This is a genomic window from Candidatus Coatesbacteria bacterium (assembly GCA_014728225.1).
In the GTDB taxonomy this organism is placed as follows: Bacteria; RBG-13-66-14; RBG-13-66-14; order RBG-13-66-14; family RBG-13-66-14; genus WJLX01.
Window position 1 is genome coordinate 1 of sequence record WJLX01000058.1, and the last position, 13,504, is coordinate 13,504.

15 protein-coding genes and 1 pseudogene are annotated in these 13,504 nt (G+C 68.0%); 11 read left to right on the forward strand and 5 right to left on the reverse strand.

Annotated features, from left to right (window positions below; all coding sequences use genetic code 11):
* Positions 1-234 precede the first annotated feature (234 nt).
* Entirely contained in the window at positions 235-1,392 is a 1,158-nt protein-coding gene (locus GF399_04495; protein ID MBD3399572.1) for a site-2 protease family protein, read from the forward strand.
* Between the two features lie 208 nt (positions 1,393-1,600).
* Here the strand turns inward: GF399_04495 and rsmD are convergent, their stop codons facing one another.
* The 3 genes from rsmD to GF399_04510 are packed head-to-tail and all read right to left on the reverse strand — an operon-like array spanning position 1,601 to position 4,106.
* Positions 1,601-2,194: a 16S rRNA (guanine(966)-N(2))-methyltransferase RsmD gene (gene rsmD, locus GF399_04500; protein ID MBD3399573.1), complete on the reverse strand. Its 594-nt coding sequence runs from the start codon at positions 2,192-2,194 to the stop codon at positions 1,601-1,603.
* Positions 2,191-2,868, reverse strand: coding sequence for an endonuclease V (locus tag GF399_04505; protein ID MBD3399574.1), 678 nt, complete (start codon positions 2,866-2,868; stop codon positions 2,191-2,193). The genes rsmD and GF399_04505 overlap by 4 nt, the downstream gene beginning before the upstream one ends.
* Positions 2,868-4,106: a DUF362 domain-containing protein gene (locus tag GF399_04510; GenBank protein MBD3399575.1), complete on the reverse strand. Its 1,239-nt coding sequence runs from the start codon at positions 4,104-4,106 to the stop codon at positions 2,868-2,870. The genes GF399_04505 and GF399_04510 overlap by 1 nt, the downstream gene beginning before the upstream one ends.
* Between GF399_04510 and GF399_04515 the strand changes: the two genes are divergently transcribed.
* From GF399_04515 to GF399_04560, 10 genes and pseudogenes are all read left to right on the forward strand, one after another.
* A complete protein-coding gene (locus GF399_04515; protein MBD3399576.1) occupies positions 4,075-4,572 on the forward strand; it encodes a DUF4381 family protein in 498 nt (165 codons plus the stop codon). The genes GF399_04510 and GF399_04515 overlap by 32 nt on opposite strands.
* A gap of 457 nt (positions 4,573-5,029) precedes the next feature.
* The gene (locus GF399_04520) at positions 5,030-5,491 is read left to right on the forward strand and encodes a hypothetical protein (protein ID MBD3399577.1); all 462 of its coding nucleotides are present in this window, start codon (positions 5,030-5,032) and stop codon (positions 5,489-5,491) included.
* Positions 5,481-5,678 (forward strand): annotated as a pseudogene (locus tag GF399_04525) (hypothetical protein). The gene GF399_04520 and the pseudogene GF399_04525 overlap by 11 nt, the downstream one beginning before the upstream one ends.
* 116 nt (positions 5,679-5,794) lie before the next feature.
* Positions 5,795-6,229 carry a dinitrogenase iron-molybdenum cofactor biosynthesis protein gene (locus tag GF399_04530; protein MBD3399578.1) on the forward strand — a complete coding sequence of 145 codons (435 nt, stop codon included), beginning with the start codon at positions 5,795-5,797 and terminating at the stop codon, positions 6,227-6,229.
* Between the two features lie 53 nt (positions 6,230-6,282).
* Positions 6,283-6,630, forward strand: coding sequence for a dinitrogenase iron-molybdenum cofactor biosynthesis protein (locus GF399_04535; GenBank protein MBD3399579.1), 348 nt, complete (start codon positions 6,283-6,285; stop codon positions 6,628-6,630).
* Between the two features lie 2 nt (positions 6,631-6,632).
* Positions 6,633-7,475 carry a P-loop NTPase gene (locus GF399_04540; GenBank protein MBD3399580.1) on the forward strand — a complete coding sequence of 281 codons (843 nt, stop codon included), beginning with the start codon at positions 6,633-6,635 and terminating at the stop codon, positions 7,473-7,475.
* Positions 7,309-8,352: a (4Fe-4S)-binding protein gene (locus GF399_04545; GenBank protein ID MBD3399581.1), complete on the forward strand. Its 1,044-nt coding sequence runs from the start codon at positions 7,309-7,311 to the stop codon at positions 8,350-8,352. The genes GF399_04540 and GF399_04545 overlap by 167 nt, the downstream gene beginning before the upstream one ends.
* 692 nt (positions 8,353-9,044) lie before the next feature.
* Positions 9,045-9,740, forward strand: a complete 696-nt coding sequence (locus GF399_04550; protein MBD3399582.1) for a DNA alkylation repair protein — start codon at positions 9,045-9,047, stop codon at positions 9,738-9,740.
* Positions 9,737-10,690, forward strand: a complete 954-nt coding sequence (locus GF399_04555; protein MBD3399583.1) for a hypothetical protein — start codon at positions 9,737-9,739, stop codon at positions 10,688-10,690. The genes GF399_04550 and GF399_04555 overlap by 4 nt, the downstream gene beginning before the upstream one ends.
* Positions 10,691-10,931: 241 nt before the next feature.
* Positions 10,932-11,735, forward strand: coding sequence for a hypothetical protein (locus tag GF399_04560; protein MBD3399584.1), 804 nt, complete (start codon positions 10,932-10,934; stop codon positions 11,733-11,735).
* A 66-nt stretch (positions 11,736-11,801) separates the two neighbouring features.
* Here the strand turns inward: GF399_04560 and GF399_04565 are convergent, their stop codons facing one another.
* Both GF399_04565 and GF399_04570 read right to left on the reverse strand, forming a co-directional pair.
* Positions 11,802-12,563 carry a glucose 1-dehydrogenase gene (locus GF399_04565; protein MBD3399585.1) on the reverse strand — a complete coding sequence of 254 codons (762 nt, stop codon included), beginning with the start codon at positions 12,561-12,563 and terminating at the stop codon, positions 11,802-11,804.
* Between the two features lie 407 nt (positions 12,564-12,970).
* Positions 12,971-13,504 (reverse strand): NAD(P)H nitroreductase (locus GF399_04570; protein ID MBD3399586.1); only part of this gene is annotated, 534 nt, incomplete at its 5' end.

The following is a 13,504-nucleotide window of genomic DNA, read 5'->3' on the forward strand; positions in this document are numbered from 1 at the left end:
ACTGTTGGAACTCCTCGGCACGGCCCCCGAAACGGCCGGTTCCGCCAGGGTTGAGTTCCATGACTTGCCGGCTATTCTCCACTACGGCGAATTGAACCTGGACGGCAAGGCCCGGACCTTCCAGACCCTGCGCCTCGACGACCCCGACGGCAGCGTCCTGTTCATCTTCCTCCAAACCGGCTCCGCCGACTTCCGCCGACTCGGCGACTGGGCCGCCCATCTGCTGGGTTGCCAATGAAACGACCCTTCGGCAAGCGAGGCGAGCGTAATCCGGCCCGGGAGCTGGAGCTTTACCGAATGCTGAGCGCCCGGCTCGAGCTGGAGCTCGAACCCCACCTCGAGCTGATGCACAGCTACTACGAGGGTTCCATGGTCCACCTGCGCGGGCGGTTGCGCGGCGACAAGACCACGGCTACGGCTGCCATCATCGGGCACTGCCGCGAGCTGGGCCTCAACGCCCACGTCACCGGCGAGCCCGAGTACGTCCACATCAAGCTCAACACCCGCCGCCGAGCCCGGCCCTCGCGCCGCTGGCTCTACCCCCTGTTCGCCCTGGCCACCCTGCTGACCGTCCTCTGGGCCGGCGGGATGCACGTCGGCGTCGACCTGCTCCAGGAACCGGCGCGCTGGTACGAAGGCCTGCCCTTCGCCCTCTCCCTGCTGGGCATCCTGGTCTGCCACGAGATGGGCCACTACCTGACCGCCCGCCGTTACGGCGTCGACGTCACCCCGCCGCTCTTGCTGCCCGTGCCCAATCCCCTGATCGGCACCTTCGGCGCCGTGATCCGGATGCGCTCCCCCGTGGCCGATCGCCGGGCCCTGTTCGACATCGGCCTCGCCGGTCCCCTGTCCGGCGTGGTGGTCTCCATCGTGGTGATAATCATCGGCCTGGGTAGCGCCGAGATCATCAACGCCGCCTACGGCGAGCTGCCCCTCTCCTACGGTCCGCCCGCCATGATCCAGATCCTGGGGATGAACGTCTGGCTCAACCTGCCGCCCCTCTTCCACCTGCTGCGGCTGCTCGTCGTCGGCCCCCTGGGCTCCGCCGAAGCCCTGGTCCTGGGGCCCGTGGGCTTCGCCGGTTGGCTGGGGCTGTTCGTCACCGCGCTCAACCTGATCCCCGTCGGCCAGCTCGACGGCGGGCACATCGTCTACACCTCGATGCGCCGGGCCTACAAGCCGCTGAGCACCCTGGCCCTGCTGGCTGTGCTGTTTTTCGCCTTCTTCTGGCCGGGCTGGTTGGTCTGGGCCGCCGTGTTGTTCTTCGTCTCCCGCAAGCGTCCGGCGCCCCTGGACGACGTCACCCCCCTGGGCCGGGGCCGCACGCTGGCCGGTTACGGCGCCATGCTGCTGTTCCTGCTCTGTCTGACCCCGGTGCCGGTGATTATGTAGCCGGCGGCGGACGAGCACCGTGACAGCACCGGGCCCGGCACGGTTCTTGCATTCACGGCGGCCCTGGCGGTCCGCCGTGGCAAGAACGCGCGCCGGGCCTTGTTACGCTCCCAAACGCTCGAACCCAGTTCTCAAGCCAGCCACATTGCATCTCCAATGCGGCTGTTCGGCGGGGTTCCGTGCCTCGCCCGTTTTTTTTCGCCGGCGGTTATGGTCGATGGTCCGGGCTGTCGGTCGACAGTAGCGCCTTGGCTTCGTTCCCGTCACCCCGCGGGCGGAGGAAGTACAGCCGGGTGCCGCCGTATTCTCGTTTGTCCACTACGTGGTAAGCGTCGAACCCGGGCTCGGGACCCTTGGTCTTGGGGGACTCGTAGACCAGCAGTCCGGCGACGAGGGGCCGCAGCAGGGCGGCGGTCTCGTCGGGGTCGCAGGCGTAGGGTGGATCGGCGAAGACGATGTCGTAGGGGGTGTCGCGACCGCCCCAGCCCGCGACGAACCGCTCCACGGACTGGAGGTAGATCCGTCCCCGGCCGGCCAGGCCGGTGTGCTCGAGGTTGGTACGCAGGTAGCGGCGCAGGCCCTTGTCGGCTTCGATGAAGTCGCAGCTCTTGGCGCCCCGGCTGAGGGCTTCGATGCCCACGGCGCCGACGCCGGCGTAAGCGTCGAGGAAGGTGGCCCCGACGACGTCGGGGACGAGGATGTTGAACAGGGCCTCGCGCACCCGGTCCGAGGTCGGTCGCACCCGGCGTCCCGGCGGGGCGTTGAGGCCGTGACCCTTGGCTTCTCCGGCGATGACTCTCACGCTTGCTCCTCGGCGGCTTTGCGCCGGGCGGTCACCCGGCGGTCGGCCAGGCGTTGGGGCTCGGGCAGACGGAAACGGTCGAGTTGCTCGAGGACGACGTCGAGGGCGTCCTCGAGGGTTATCCGGACCCCGACGGAGACGAAGAGGGGCTTGACGTTGTCCCGGCTGCGCAGGACGCAGCCCAGTGTCTCCCCGGTCCGCGGATCGACGAGTTCGCTGCGCGCGCCCTTCGACGGCCCGGGCTCGACGTACTCGCCGATCAGGCGGCTCTTGCCGACGCCGATGGTGGGGATCTCGAAGACCAGACCCAGGTGGGCGGCCAGGCCCAGGCGTCGGGGGTGGGCCCGCCCCTGGCCGTCGCAGATCAGCACGTCGGGTCGCTGTTTCAACTTGTTCCAGGCGGTGCAACAGGCCGGACCCTCGCGGTAGCTCAGCAGGCCGGGGACGTAGGGGAAGTCCAGGGGCGCTGTGCCGAGGACCTCTTGCAGCAGTCGGCCCCGGCGATCCAGCACCACCAGACAGGCGAAGACCCGCCGGAGCCGTTTCGAGTAGCTGACGTCGAGGCCGCCGACGGCGCCGTAACCAGCGAGGGGCTCGTCGGGCGGTAGCGAGGCGACCAGTTCGGCCTGTTGCCGACGCGCCGCGGCGACCTCCCTGGGCCAGGCGAGTTCCATCAGACCGTCCCCGCGCTCGGTTTTGTCGGTGCCTTGCGGTCGAACAGTCTGCGCTTGAGCCTCTTCAACCCCCGCCAGAGACGCACCGGCAGGTTGCCGGTCAGCTCCACCGCCCGCACCGGGCAGACCTCGTGACAGCACAGACAGAGGATGCAGCGGCCGTAATCGATCCGGTAGGCGCCGTCACGACGGCTGACGGCCTCGTTTGGGCAGGCCCGGGCGCAGGCTCCGCAGCGGACGCAGACCGCTTCGTCGATACCCGGGTACAGCCGTACCAATCCAGCCAGATAGCGGCTCAGTGATGAGGGCAGCTTCATCCGCCAGGCCGTCGCCGGGATGGTGAAATCGCCCTTAACCGGTGTCGCATCGCCGATAACGCTGATCCGGCGCGGATCGAACAGACCCCAGCGCCGGCAGGCCCGTTCGACGGGCAGCTCGGCGGCCCGCAGTCCGATCAAGCCGGCCAGAACGTGATCGAGGGCGGCGGCGTTGGCCCCGGCGGCCAGGCGGCCGAAGGCGTGGGGGGCGCCCGAGGCCGGACCGTCGCCCTGCATCGCAGTGACGGCGTCGACGATGCTGAGGGCCGGCGGACGGGCGGCGTAGCAATCGGCGACGATCTCGCCGAAGTCCAGCGGGTTGACCGCCAGGCGGTGGAACTGGGTCTTGCGCATCCCGGGCACGTAACCGTAGAGGTTCTTCACCGCGCAGGTCAGCAGGGTCAGGGAGTGGGTTTTGAGCTTGGGTAGGTTGACCACGGCGTCGGCTTCGACGACGGGTCGCGCGATTTGAACCGCCTCGCCGAAGCGGTTGCGACCACGGAAATGCACGTGGCCGGCGGTCTCGAAACCGACGATTTCGACCCCCAGCTCTTCGCAGACCGCGCCCAGGCCGCTGGTGCGCCAGACGCGCTCCAGCACCCGGCTGCTGCCCGCCGGGCTGTCGCCGACGATCACGCTGAACCCGTGCTCGAGCAAGGCCTCCAGCACCACACGCAACACGACGGGATGGGTGGTCACCTGGCGCTCGGGAGGGAACTCGGCCAGCAGGTTGGGCTTGACCAGAATCCGCGCCGGAGCCGGGGGCAACGGGGCCTCCCAGCCGCCCAGCGGCTCCAGGACGCGCGCCAGCGCCCGGCGGACGAGGTTCGGCTCGTAGCTTTCGCACACCGCCAGGGCCACCCGGTGGTCGGCCCGGCGTTGCGTCTGTATGTTACGCGGGATCTGTCCCGCCTCGGCCATGGCTTACCTCTTCCCTGTTCGTCACCGGCGCTGCGAGGTTAGCAGAGCACCGACGGCTAGGCAAGTCGCCTTGAAAAACCCGGTCTGGTCGGTTAGCCTTGATAGTGGAAGGAAAAGTCAAACGAGAGGAGACGACGTGGGACTCGAGGATCTCGATCTCGACTTCGGCGTGCGGATGGGTTTTTACACTCTGCTGGGGCCCGGGGTCGCCCTGACGATCTATCGCATCATCACCCGGGGCTTCGACTTCAAGGAACCGGTCTACCTCTGGGGCATCGCCATCCCCTGGTGGGTCAACTACAGCCTGCTGGGCGGGGCGCTGCTCATCGGCATCGGTCGCTGGTTGTGGTCCAGGCGCCGCAAGCGCCGCGAGGAGCGCCGGGAGCTGGCCGAGGAGCGTGCCGAGGCCGAGCGTGAACGGCGCGAGGACGAGGAGTGGGAACGCGAGTGGAACGAGTTCGATTGAGCGGTCCGCCGCGACGACTTCGTGTTTGAGAGCGGGGCATTTTAGAACACGGCGACGGGAATAGCTAAACCGTCGCGAAGGGGCCCTTGAAAAACAGCCGGCGGCGGTCCGCGACGCAGCCGACCGGCGGAACCGGCACGGTTTTTGCATCTCGGCGCCCGTTAGGACGTCTGATAACGGTCCGCCTCCGCAAAAACCGTGCCGGTTCCGCCGGTTGGTGTATGGCGGCGGCGTGGTGTTGACGGGCTGTTTTTCAAGGGCCCTGCGGATGCGGGCCAATAAGTTACAAATCGTTAATGGTGTGTTACAGTTATGAAACATTTTTTAACAATTAGAAACGGTGATTGCTGTGGTTTGACGGGGCGGTTTGCCCCTATCTTGTTGTTATTGTAGCCGATACGCCATTGGCTTGTCCCTTGGCACGCTTCTTGCAGGTTAACTGGGGTGAGGTGCAAGCATGACCACCCTGGCCGTCCCCCTCTTCGGAAACTACGTGGCTCCGCGCTTCTGCTCGGCGGCGGAGTTTCTCGTCGTCAGAATAGGCGACGAGGGCGAAACGACCGAGGGGAGCCTGCGGCCGACGGCCCGCAGTTGGCCGGAGCTGCTCGACGAACTGGTCGGCCGCGGCGTGGAGCTGCTGCTCTGCAACGGCTTCAACCGCGACTACCTGGCCCCGGCCGCCGCCCGCGGGCTGAAGGTCCGGGCCGGCCTGGGCGGCGATGCCCGGGAGCTGGTCCGCCTGTACCTGCGCGGTGAAGTGGAACGCGCCCGCATCCCCTTCGGTCCCGGACGCGGTTACGGTGGCCGGGGTCGCGGGAGGGGCCGCGGCGGCGGCCAAGGAGCGGGACGCGGCGCCGGACGAGGTCGCGGCCGGGGTACCGACGACAAACCCTATCAAGGAGACAGACATGCCTGGTAGAGATCATCGAGGACCGCGGGGCGAAGGCCCCCGCACCGGCTGGGGCCTGGGCGATTGCCCGCCCCGGGAAGGTGAACAACTTCCAACCCCGCCCACGGGCGTCGTTTACGGCCTGGGTCGCGGCGGACTGCCCCGCGGCGGCGGACGCGGCTGGGGCGGCGGACGCGGCGGCGGACGCGGTCGCGGCGGCGGTTGGGGACGTCGGCTGGGCGGCGGTGTCCGCTTCCGGGACCGCGGCGCCGCGGCGGCCGGTTCCCCGGCGCCGTCCCCCGTCGACGACGACACCAAGGAGACGGAGGATAAATGACCGACACCCGCCGGATCGCCATCGCCGTCGACGACGACCGCGGTCTCGAGTCCCGGATCAGCGCCCACTTCGGACGCTGTCCCCACTACGTCATCGTCGACGTTTCGGGTTCCGAGACGCTCGACGTCGAGACCGTCGCCAACCCCCACTACGCCGATCACAAGCCGGGCCGGGTCCCCGCCTTCGTCGCCCAACAGGGCGCCCGGACGATCATCGCCGGCGGCATGGGCCAGAAGGCCAAAGCCATCTTCGACCATCACGGCATCGACGTGGTCACCGGGGCCGCCGGCAGTGCCGGACAGGCCTTGGAGGCCTATCTCCAGGGCCGCCTGACCGGCTACGACCCCTGCCGGGGTCAGGGCCTGGGTCACGGTCACGGTCAAGGCCGGGGCGCTGGTGGAGGCCAAGGCAAGGGCCGCGGCTGTCACTGACTTTGCTTCCTAGAAGCTTCAAGCAACGCTAACATCTTCCACGAGGTGATACGATGCTGGTAGCCATCGCCGCCGCCAAGACCGGCGGCCTGCAGGCTCCCATGGACAAGCGCTTCGGCCGGGCCCCGCTGTTCGTGGTCTGCCACAGCGAAACCGGCGAAGTCCGCGCCGAGGTCCTCAACGGGGCCGTCGAGGCCCAACACGGCGCCGGTCCCCGAGCCGCCAACCTGATCAAGGAACACGGGGCCGAGGCCGTCATCGCCCGTTCTTTCGGTCCCAAGGCCGCCGGCGCCCTCGACGGTCTGGGCATCAGGATGCTGACCGTCGCCGAAGGACTGACCGTCGGCGAAGCCCTCGACCGCTTGCGCGACGGCGGGACCACGGCCTTCGGCTCCCGCTAGCCGTGCGCGTCTGCCTGGCCAGCGGCAAGGGCGGAACGGGCAAAACCCTGCTGTCCACCAATCTCGCCGACCACCTGGCCCGCCATTTCCAGAAGGTCAGCTATCTCGACGCCGACGTCGAGGAACCCAACGGCTTTCTGTTCCTCGAGCCGGAGATCGAGCGGCTGACGCGGGTCGCCGTTCAGTTGCCCGGCGTGGGCAAGGAGGGCTGCACCGCCTGCGGGGCCTGCGCCGACTTCTGCGCCTTCAACGCCCTGTTGGTCGTCGAGGGCGGCGTGATGGTGTTCAACGAGCTGTGCCACTCCTGCGGCGGCTGCCTGCGGGTCTGCCCAGCGGGAGTGCTCGTCGAGCAACCCCGCGAGATCGGCAGCCTGCGCCTCGGCCACCGTGGACGGCTCAAGTGCGCCGACGGCCGTCTCGACGTCGGCGAGCCCCGGGCCGTACCCGTCATCGAGCGCCTGCTCGACTGGACCGCCGGCGACAGCCTGAGCGTCATCGACGCCCCACCGGGCACCGCCTGCAACGCCACCTGCGTGGTCCAGAGCTGCGACTTCGTCATCCTGGTCACCGAGCCCACCCCTTTCGGGCTCCACGACCTGCGTCTGGCCGTCGAGATGTGCCGTCTGCTGGAGAAACCCGCCGTCGCCGTCATCAACCGCAGCGACCTGGGCGACGACGGTGTCCGCCGCTACCTCGACGGCGCCGGGGTGCGCGTCGTCGCCGAGCTGCCCTTCGAACGGGCCATCGCCGACGCCTACGCCGCCGGTGAACTGGCCGTCGAGCACTCGCCGACCCTGCGGCGGGTGGTCGAAACCCTGGCCCGGGAGGTACTGCGTGCCGTTTAAGGAACTCCTCGTCATCTCGGGCAAGGGCGGCACCGGTAAAACCAGCCTGGCCGCGGCGCTGATCGAGCTGGAGCTCGAGCGGGCCTCGGCCCCCGTCGTGGCCTGCGATGCCGACGTCGACGCCGCCAACCTGGCTCTGCTGATCGACGTCGAGGACGGCGCGGGTCGCGAGTTCACCGGCGGATCGACCGCCGTGATCGAGCCGTCCCGCTGCACCGGTTGCGGCGCCTGCCTCGAGGCCTGCCGTTTCAGCGCGCTGGAGCGGATCGACAACCGGGTCCGGGTGATCGAGACGGCGTGCGAGGGCTGCGGGGTCTGCCGGCTGGTCTGCCCCGCCGACGCCGTCGAGCTGGCGCCCGAGACCGCCGGGATCTGGTGGGTGGGTCGCGGCGAGGATTTGACCCTGGTCCACGCCGAGCTCGGCGTCGCCCAGGACAATTCGGGCAAGCTCGTCGCCCGGGTGCGTCGCGAAGCCCGGCAGTTGGCCGATGACCACGAAGCCGAGCTGCTGATCGTCGATGGACCGCCGGGGATCGGCTGTCCCGTCCACGCCGCCCTGACCGGTGTCGATCTGGCCCTCGTCGTCACCGAGCCCAGCCCCGCCGGCCTCCACGACCTCGAGCGCGCCCTGGAGACGACGGAGCACTTCGAGCGTCCCGCCGCCGTGGTCATCAACAAGTGCGACCTGGCCCCCGCCGTCAGCGAGCGCATCGCCGAGCTCTGCGAGCGCCGTAAAGCCCCCCTCGTCGCCCGGCTGCCCTTCGATCGCCGGGTGCCCGGGGAGCTGGCCCGCGGGCGCAGCCCCCTCGCCGTGCCCCGCTTCCGTGAATTGGTCGACGGCCTGCTGACCCGCCTGCACAGCCTACTCTGGGACTAGTGGGCGTCCTGACCCGGCGCCCTGCAATAATCCACGCCCCGGCACGCTTGAACTGCTGCGCCCCGGCTGCGCGGATGCCGGACACTTGGACGGCGGCATCCCGTGGACACTCCCGGTCGATTACACCCACATACGTAGGGCGGGGGCTCTGCCCCCCGCCGCGGATCGGCGTTCGTTGCGCATTCCCGACGGCCCTCTAGGGCGGAGCCTCTGACCCCGGCGCAAACAACGCTGATTGATACTACAAGGCAAAAGGGCGGACCGCAGAGGGTCCGCCCTACGTGAGATGCCGTCATCGTCATACCCTTGAAAACCTTACACTAACGCTCGATTACACCCACATACGTAGGGCGGGGGCTCTGCCCCCCGCCGCAAACAACGTTGATTGATACTACAATGCGAAAACGGCGGACCGCAGAGGGTCCGCCCTACGTGAGATGCCGTCATTGTCATCTCCTTGAAAACTAGACAATCACGCTCGATGGTGTACAGATGCAAGATTCGATATTGCATGAAGATACGAATGCAATCCACCCGCCTGCGCAGTTGACTTCATGGCACATTTTACTTCGCCCTCTCGTCGAGCGTCGCAACCCGTCCCCAGGGCAGAAGCGACTTGCCCGCCCCTCCCGGGTTGACCGGATTAGGCCCGACACGCCACCCACCGGTCCGAGCTATGCTAGAATGAGACTATGGACGAGGAGATACGAGGCATCCTGGAGCGCCTGGAGGCGCTGGGCACCGCGGAGCGCCGCGCCCGGCAGGGACGCTTCGGCGTCCGCGACGTGCGCGCCTTCGGCGTCAGCGTACCGCGGATCAAGCGGCTGGCCCGGGAGTTGGGACGCAACCACGACCGCGCCCTGCGCCTCTGGGAAACCGGTTGGCACGAGGCCCGCCTGCTGGCCGTACTGCTCGCCGAGCCCGAGCGGCTGACCGGGGAGCAGCTCGAAGCCTGGGCGGCGGACTTCAACGCCTGGGACCTCGTCGACACCGCCTGCGGCCAGTTGATCGACCGCACCCCCCTGGCCCGGGCCAAGCTGCGGGAGTGGATCGACCGCGACGAGGAGTACGTCCGTCGCGCCGGCTTCGTGCTGATGGCCACCCTGGCCGTCCATGACAAGGGCGCCCCCGATGAGGAGTTTCTCGGTTACCTGGAGCTGATCGAAGCCGCCCCGGCCGACGGACGCAACTTCGTCAAGAAGGCCGTCGATTGGGCCGTGCGGCAGATCGGCAAACGCAACCCGCGGCTCAACGCCGCCGCCCGGACAACGGCCCGTCGTCTGGCCGCGAGCGACGACGCGACGCGGCGCTGGATCGGCCGTCGCTCCCTCGGGGAGCTCGAAAGCCCCCGGATCCTGGAACGCCTGCAACGAAAGGCCGACCGATGAGCGCCTTCGAGGAACTCGACCTCTCCCGCCTGCGCTGCGAATCCATCGCCGAGCGACCCAGCAAGGTCACCCTCAATGACATCGCCGCCCCGCCGTCGCCCCCCGACACCGCTCTTCTCGACAGACTGCCCGATCAGCTCGTCGCCCGGGACCTCAGGCGCATCATCGCCCGGGTCGCCGCCGCCCGCCGCCAGGACTACCCGGTCATCGTCGGTGCCGGAGCCCACCTGGTCAAGCTCGGCCTCGGTCCCCTGCTGGCCGACCTCGTCCGCCGCGACCTGGTCACCGGTCTGGCCGTCAACGGCGCCTTCGTCATTCACGATCTCGAACTGGCCCACTTCGGCAAGACCTCGGAGGACGTCGCCGCCCAACTCGCGCGCGGGATGTTCGGCATGTGCCGGGATACGGCGGAGCTGGTCAACGGCGCCTTCATCCTGGCCCGGGAGGAGAAACTGGGCGCCGGCGAAGCCCTCGGCCTGGTCGCCCGGGACGGCGCGCATGCCGACATCAGCGTCCTGGCCGCCTGCTCCACCGCCGGCGTCCCGCTGACCGTCCACGTCGCCCTGGGCACCGACATCGTCCACATGCACCCGAGCTGCGACGGCGCCGCCGTCGGTGAAGCCTCGCTGCGCGACTTCCGCATCCTGGCCGCCCAGGTGGCCCGCCTCGGCGGCCGCGACGACGCCCCCGGCGGCTGCTACCTCAACTGGGGCTCCGCCGTACTGCTCCCCGAGGTGTTCCTCAAGGCCGTCGCCCTGGCCCGCAACCTCGGAATGCAGGGCCGTTTCACCACCGCCGCCTTCGACTTCAACATCGCCTACCGCGTCGGCGAGAACGTCGTCCGCCGCCCCAGCCCCGGCGACGGCCTGTACCTCGTCGGCCCCCACGAGCTGCTGCTGCCCCTGTTCCATGCCGGCGTCCTGCGCTCCGCGGAACCCCGGAACCGCTGACCGCGGGCGGGACACCGGCCACACCGTCATCACCCCCACCCGCGCCGCCGGAACCGGCACGGTTTTTGCATCTCGACGACCGTTAACGCGGTGATAACGGTGCGTCTCCGCAAAAACCGTGCCGGTTCCGGCGTCGCGGGTAACGAAGTCGCGCACGGCTACGGCCGGTGTCCCGCCCGCTGGGAATCGGGGCTCCGTCCGGCTATGATTTGAATGCCACCAGACAACACCGGACAGTGCGATGATACGGCTCAGCCCCCCTTTCTTGCTCGTAGCGGTCCTCCCGGCGGCGGCCGCCTTCTCCGGCGAGGCCGCGGCCGAGGATTTCATGTTGGAGCTGGTCAACGACGTCCGGGCCGACGCTGGCCTCACCCCCCTGGTCGCCGATCTCGAGCTGGTCCAGGCCGCCCGCCAGCACTCCTGGGAAATGATCACCCTGGACTACTTCGCCCACCAGTCTCCGGTGCCGGAGAACGCCACCCTGCCGTTGCGGGTGGCCAATGCCGGTTCAACGGTGGTCTGGGTTGGCGAGAACATCGGCGCCGAGTACCGCAGCGCGGCGTATAATTATAAGTCGCTGACGCTGGGAGCCTTTCGCGGCCTGATGAACTCGCCGCCCCACCGAGCCAACATTCTCGATCCCGACTATAACACCGTCGGCATCGGCATCGTCTACTCGGAAGCTGCGGGCATGCGGGGCATCCACGTGACCCAGGTCTTCGCCGCCCGTTGCTTCGAGTTGGAGCGGTTGCGGGTCTTCGCTGCGGAGGGCGGGTATCGCCTGGTTGTTGCGGGTTGGGTGTTGCGTGAGGGCTACGCCGGCCTGTTCGTCAACGGAGCGGAGTCCGCTTTCCACTTCCTCGATATCCAGCCCGATGGCTCCTTCCGTCTGGAGGTGCCCTTCGAGCCCGACAGCGGAGTCTACCTCTGCAAGCTGGGCCTGGGTCCCGAGGAGTACGGCTCGAAGGACATCTACAACGAGTTCCGCCTCGACACCTCCCGGCCCGCCGACGAGGCCCTGATCATCGGCGAGCATCCGTATTGAAGCATTAACGAGGAACAACACGGGGACGGCGGCGGCCGTCCCCGTTTACTATGGCCGCCGATGCCTTTACTGGGCGGTGTAACCGCCGTCGACGACGAGGGAGCTGCCGGTGACGAAGGTGCTTTCATCGGCGGCGAGGTAGACCACGGCCCAGGCGATATCGTCGGGTTCGCCGATGTGACCGACGGGAGTCTTGGCGGTGATCGCCGGGATCATCTGACCGTCGGCGGCCTCGTCGGCCAGTTCGACCATCGGTGTCCGGATGAAGCCCGGGTGGACGGCGTTGACGCGGATACCCTCGGTGGCGTAGAGCAGGGCGTCGTTCTTGGTCATCAGGGTCACCGCCCCCTTGGCGGCGTGGTAGGCCGGGGCGTCGGCGGCACCGACGAGGCCGTAGATCGAGCTCATGTTGATGATGCTGCCGCCGCCGGCTTGGCGCAGATGGGGCACGGCGTGCTTGGTACCGAAGAAGACGCCCTTGACGTTGACGGCGAAGAGCTTGTCCCAGGCGTCTTCTTCGATTTGATCCGTCGGTTCCATCGGCCCGGCGATGCCGGCGTTGTTGACGACGATGTCCAGCCGGCCCCATTTCTCGGCCGCGGCGTTGAAGACCTCGCGCACCTGGTCCTCGTCGCTGACATCGAGGTGCCAGTAGGCGGCGGTACCGCCATCGGTTTGGATCTGCTCGACCACTCGGCGTCCCTCATCGTCCCTGAGGTCGGTGACGGCCACCTTGGCGCCCTCTTCGGCCAGGCGCCGGGCCGCGGCCCGGCCGATGCCCAGGGCCGCTCCGGTGACGACGGCGACCTTGTTCTTGACGCGATCCATCGTATCGCCTCCTCGTAGAAGCGTTGGTTTGGTTGTCGATCCGGTTCGTTGTCGGTTACGCTAGAAGAAACCCGCCCGTTTTCCGTCCCCCAAGTTTCTCCAAGCCTGGTTCTTTCCCCTTTCCTCACTGTTAACATAGTACACTTTCTGCCCGTTGTAAAGCGGATTTGTGAATTAATTCTCTTGCGTGTTTGAATATGACTCTGCATAACTCACTGATAACATGATGTTTATATCTGTAATCCGTCTCATTTACAAATAAAAGAATATTAGGATATATTCACGCTATGGCTATTTGCCCGGTCGGCGTCGTCTAGCCGCCGACCCGCTGTTCAACGCGCCAAAGCGCCGCACGAAAAAGGGACCGCCGCGGCGGTCCCCAGTCAAAACCTGCTAAACCTACCCGCCTAACCCCCCGGCCAGGCCTCCCCGGCGTCGTTGACAAAAGCTACCTCGCTCAGCGGGCGGCGCCTGCGCTCCCGGGGCTGCCAATCCGCCGCCGGATAACCCAGGCTGATCAGAGCCAGGTTCTTCCAGCGCCGGGGGATGCCCAGCAGCTTGCGCAAGGCCTTGTCACGGAACCAGCCGATCCAGCAGCTCCCCAAACCCAGCTCCGTCGCCCGCAGGATGAAGTGCTCCCCCGCCGAGCCGCAGTCCATCAAGTGGTAGGGGATGTCCTTGAACAGCTCGCCCATCCGCGCCGTGCCGATCTCGCGCTCGGCGGCCAGCACCACGATCACCGGGGCGTCCGCCGCCCAGCGGTTGGCGACCAGGCCGCCCAGGACATTCTTCCGCAATACGCTCAGCTTGTCCGCCTCGTCGACGACGACGAAACGCCAGGGCTGGGAGTTGCAGGCGCTGGGCGCCAAATGGGCGGCGCGCAGGCACTCCGCGATCAGCTCCCGGGGCACGGGACGCGCCGGATCGTAGGCCCGCACCGA

Bases quoted from the DNA above. Each gene is read 5' to 3' on its own strand.
- GF399_04495 (MBD3399572.1), top strand. From the start codon at position 235: ATGAAACGACCCTTCGGCAAGCGAGGCGAGCGTAATCCGGCCCGGGAG.
- GF399_04505 (MBD3399574.1), bottom strand. From the start codon at position 2,868: ATGGAACTCGCCTGGCCCAGGGAGGTCGCCGCGGCGCGTCGGCAACAG.
- GF399_04515 (MBD3399576.1), top strand. From the start codon at position 4,075: ATGTTACGCGGGATCTGTCCCGCCTCGGCCATGGCTTACCTCTTCCCT.
- GF399_04510 (MBD3399575.1), bottom strand. From the start codon at position 4,106: ATGGCCGAGGCGGGACAGATCCCGCGTAACATACAGACGCAACGCCGG.
- GF399_04520 (MBD3399577.1), top strand. From the start codon at position 5,030: ATGACCACCCTGGCCGTCCCCCTCTTCGGAAACTACGTGGCTCCGCGC.
- GF399_04530 (MBD3399578.1), top strand. From the start codon at position 5,795: ATGACCGACACCCGCCGGATCGCCATCGCCGTCGACGACGACCGCGGT.
- GF399_04535 (MBD3399579.1), top strand. From the start codon at position 6,283: ATGCTGGTAGCCATCGCCGCCGCCAAGACCGGCGGCCTGCAGGCTCCC.
- GF399_04550 (MBD3399582.1), top strand. From the start codon at position 9,045: ATGGACGAGGAGATACGAGGCATCCTGGAGCGCCTGGAGGCGCTGGGC.
- GF399_04555 (MBD3399583.1), top strand. From the start codon at position 9,737: ATGAGCGCCTTCGAGGAACTCGACCTCTCCCGCCTGCGCTGCGAATCC.
- GF399_04560 (MBD3399584.1), top strand. From the start codon at position 10,932: ATGATACGGCTCAGCCCCCCTTTCTTGCTCGTAGCGGTCCTCCCGGCG.
- GF399_04565 (MBD3399585.1), bottom strand. From the start codon at position 12,563: ATGGATCGCGTCAAGAACAAGGTCGCCGTCGTCACCGGAGCGGCCCTG.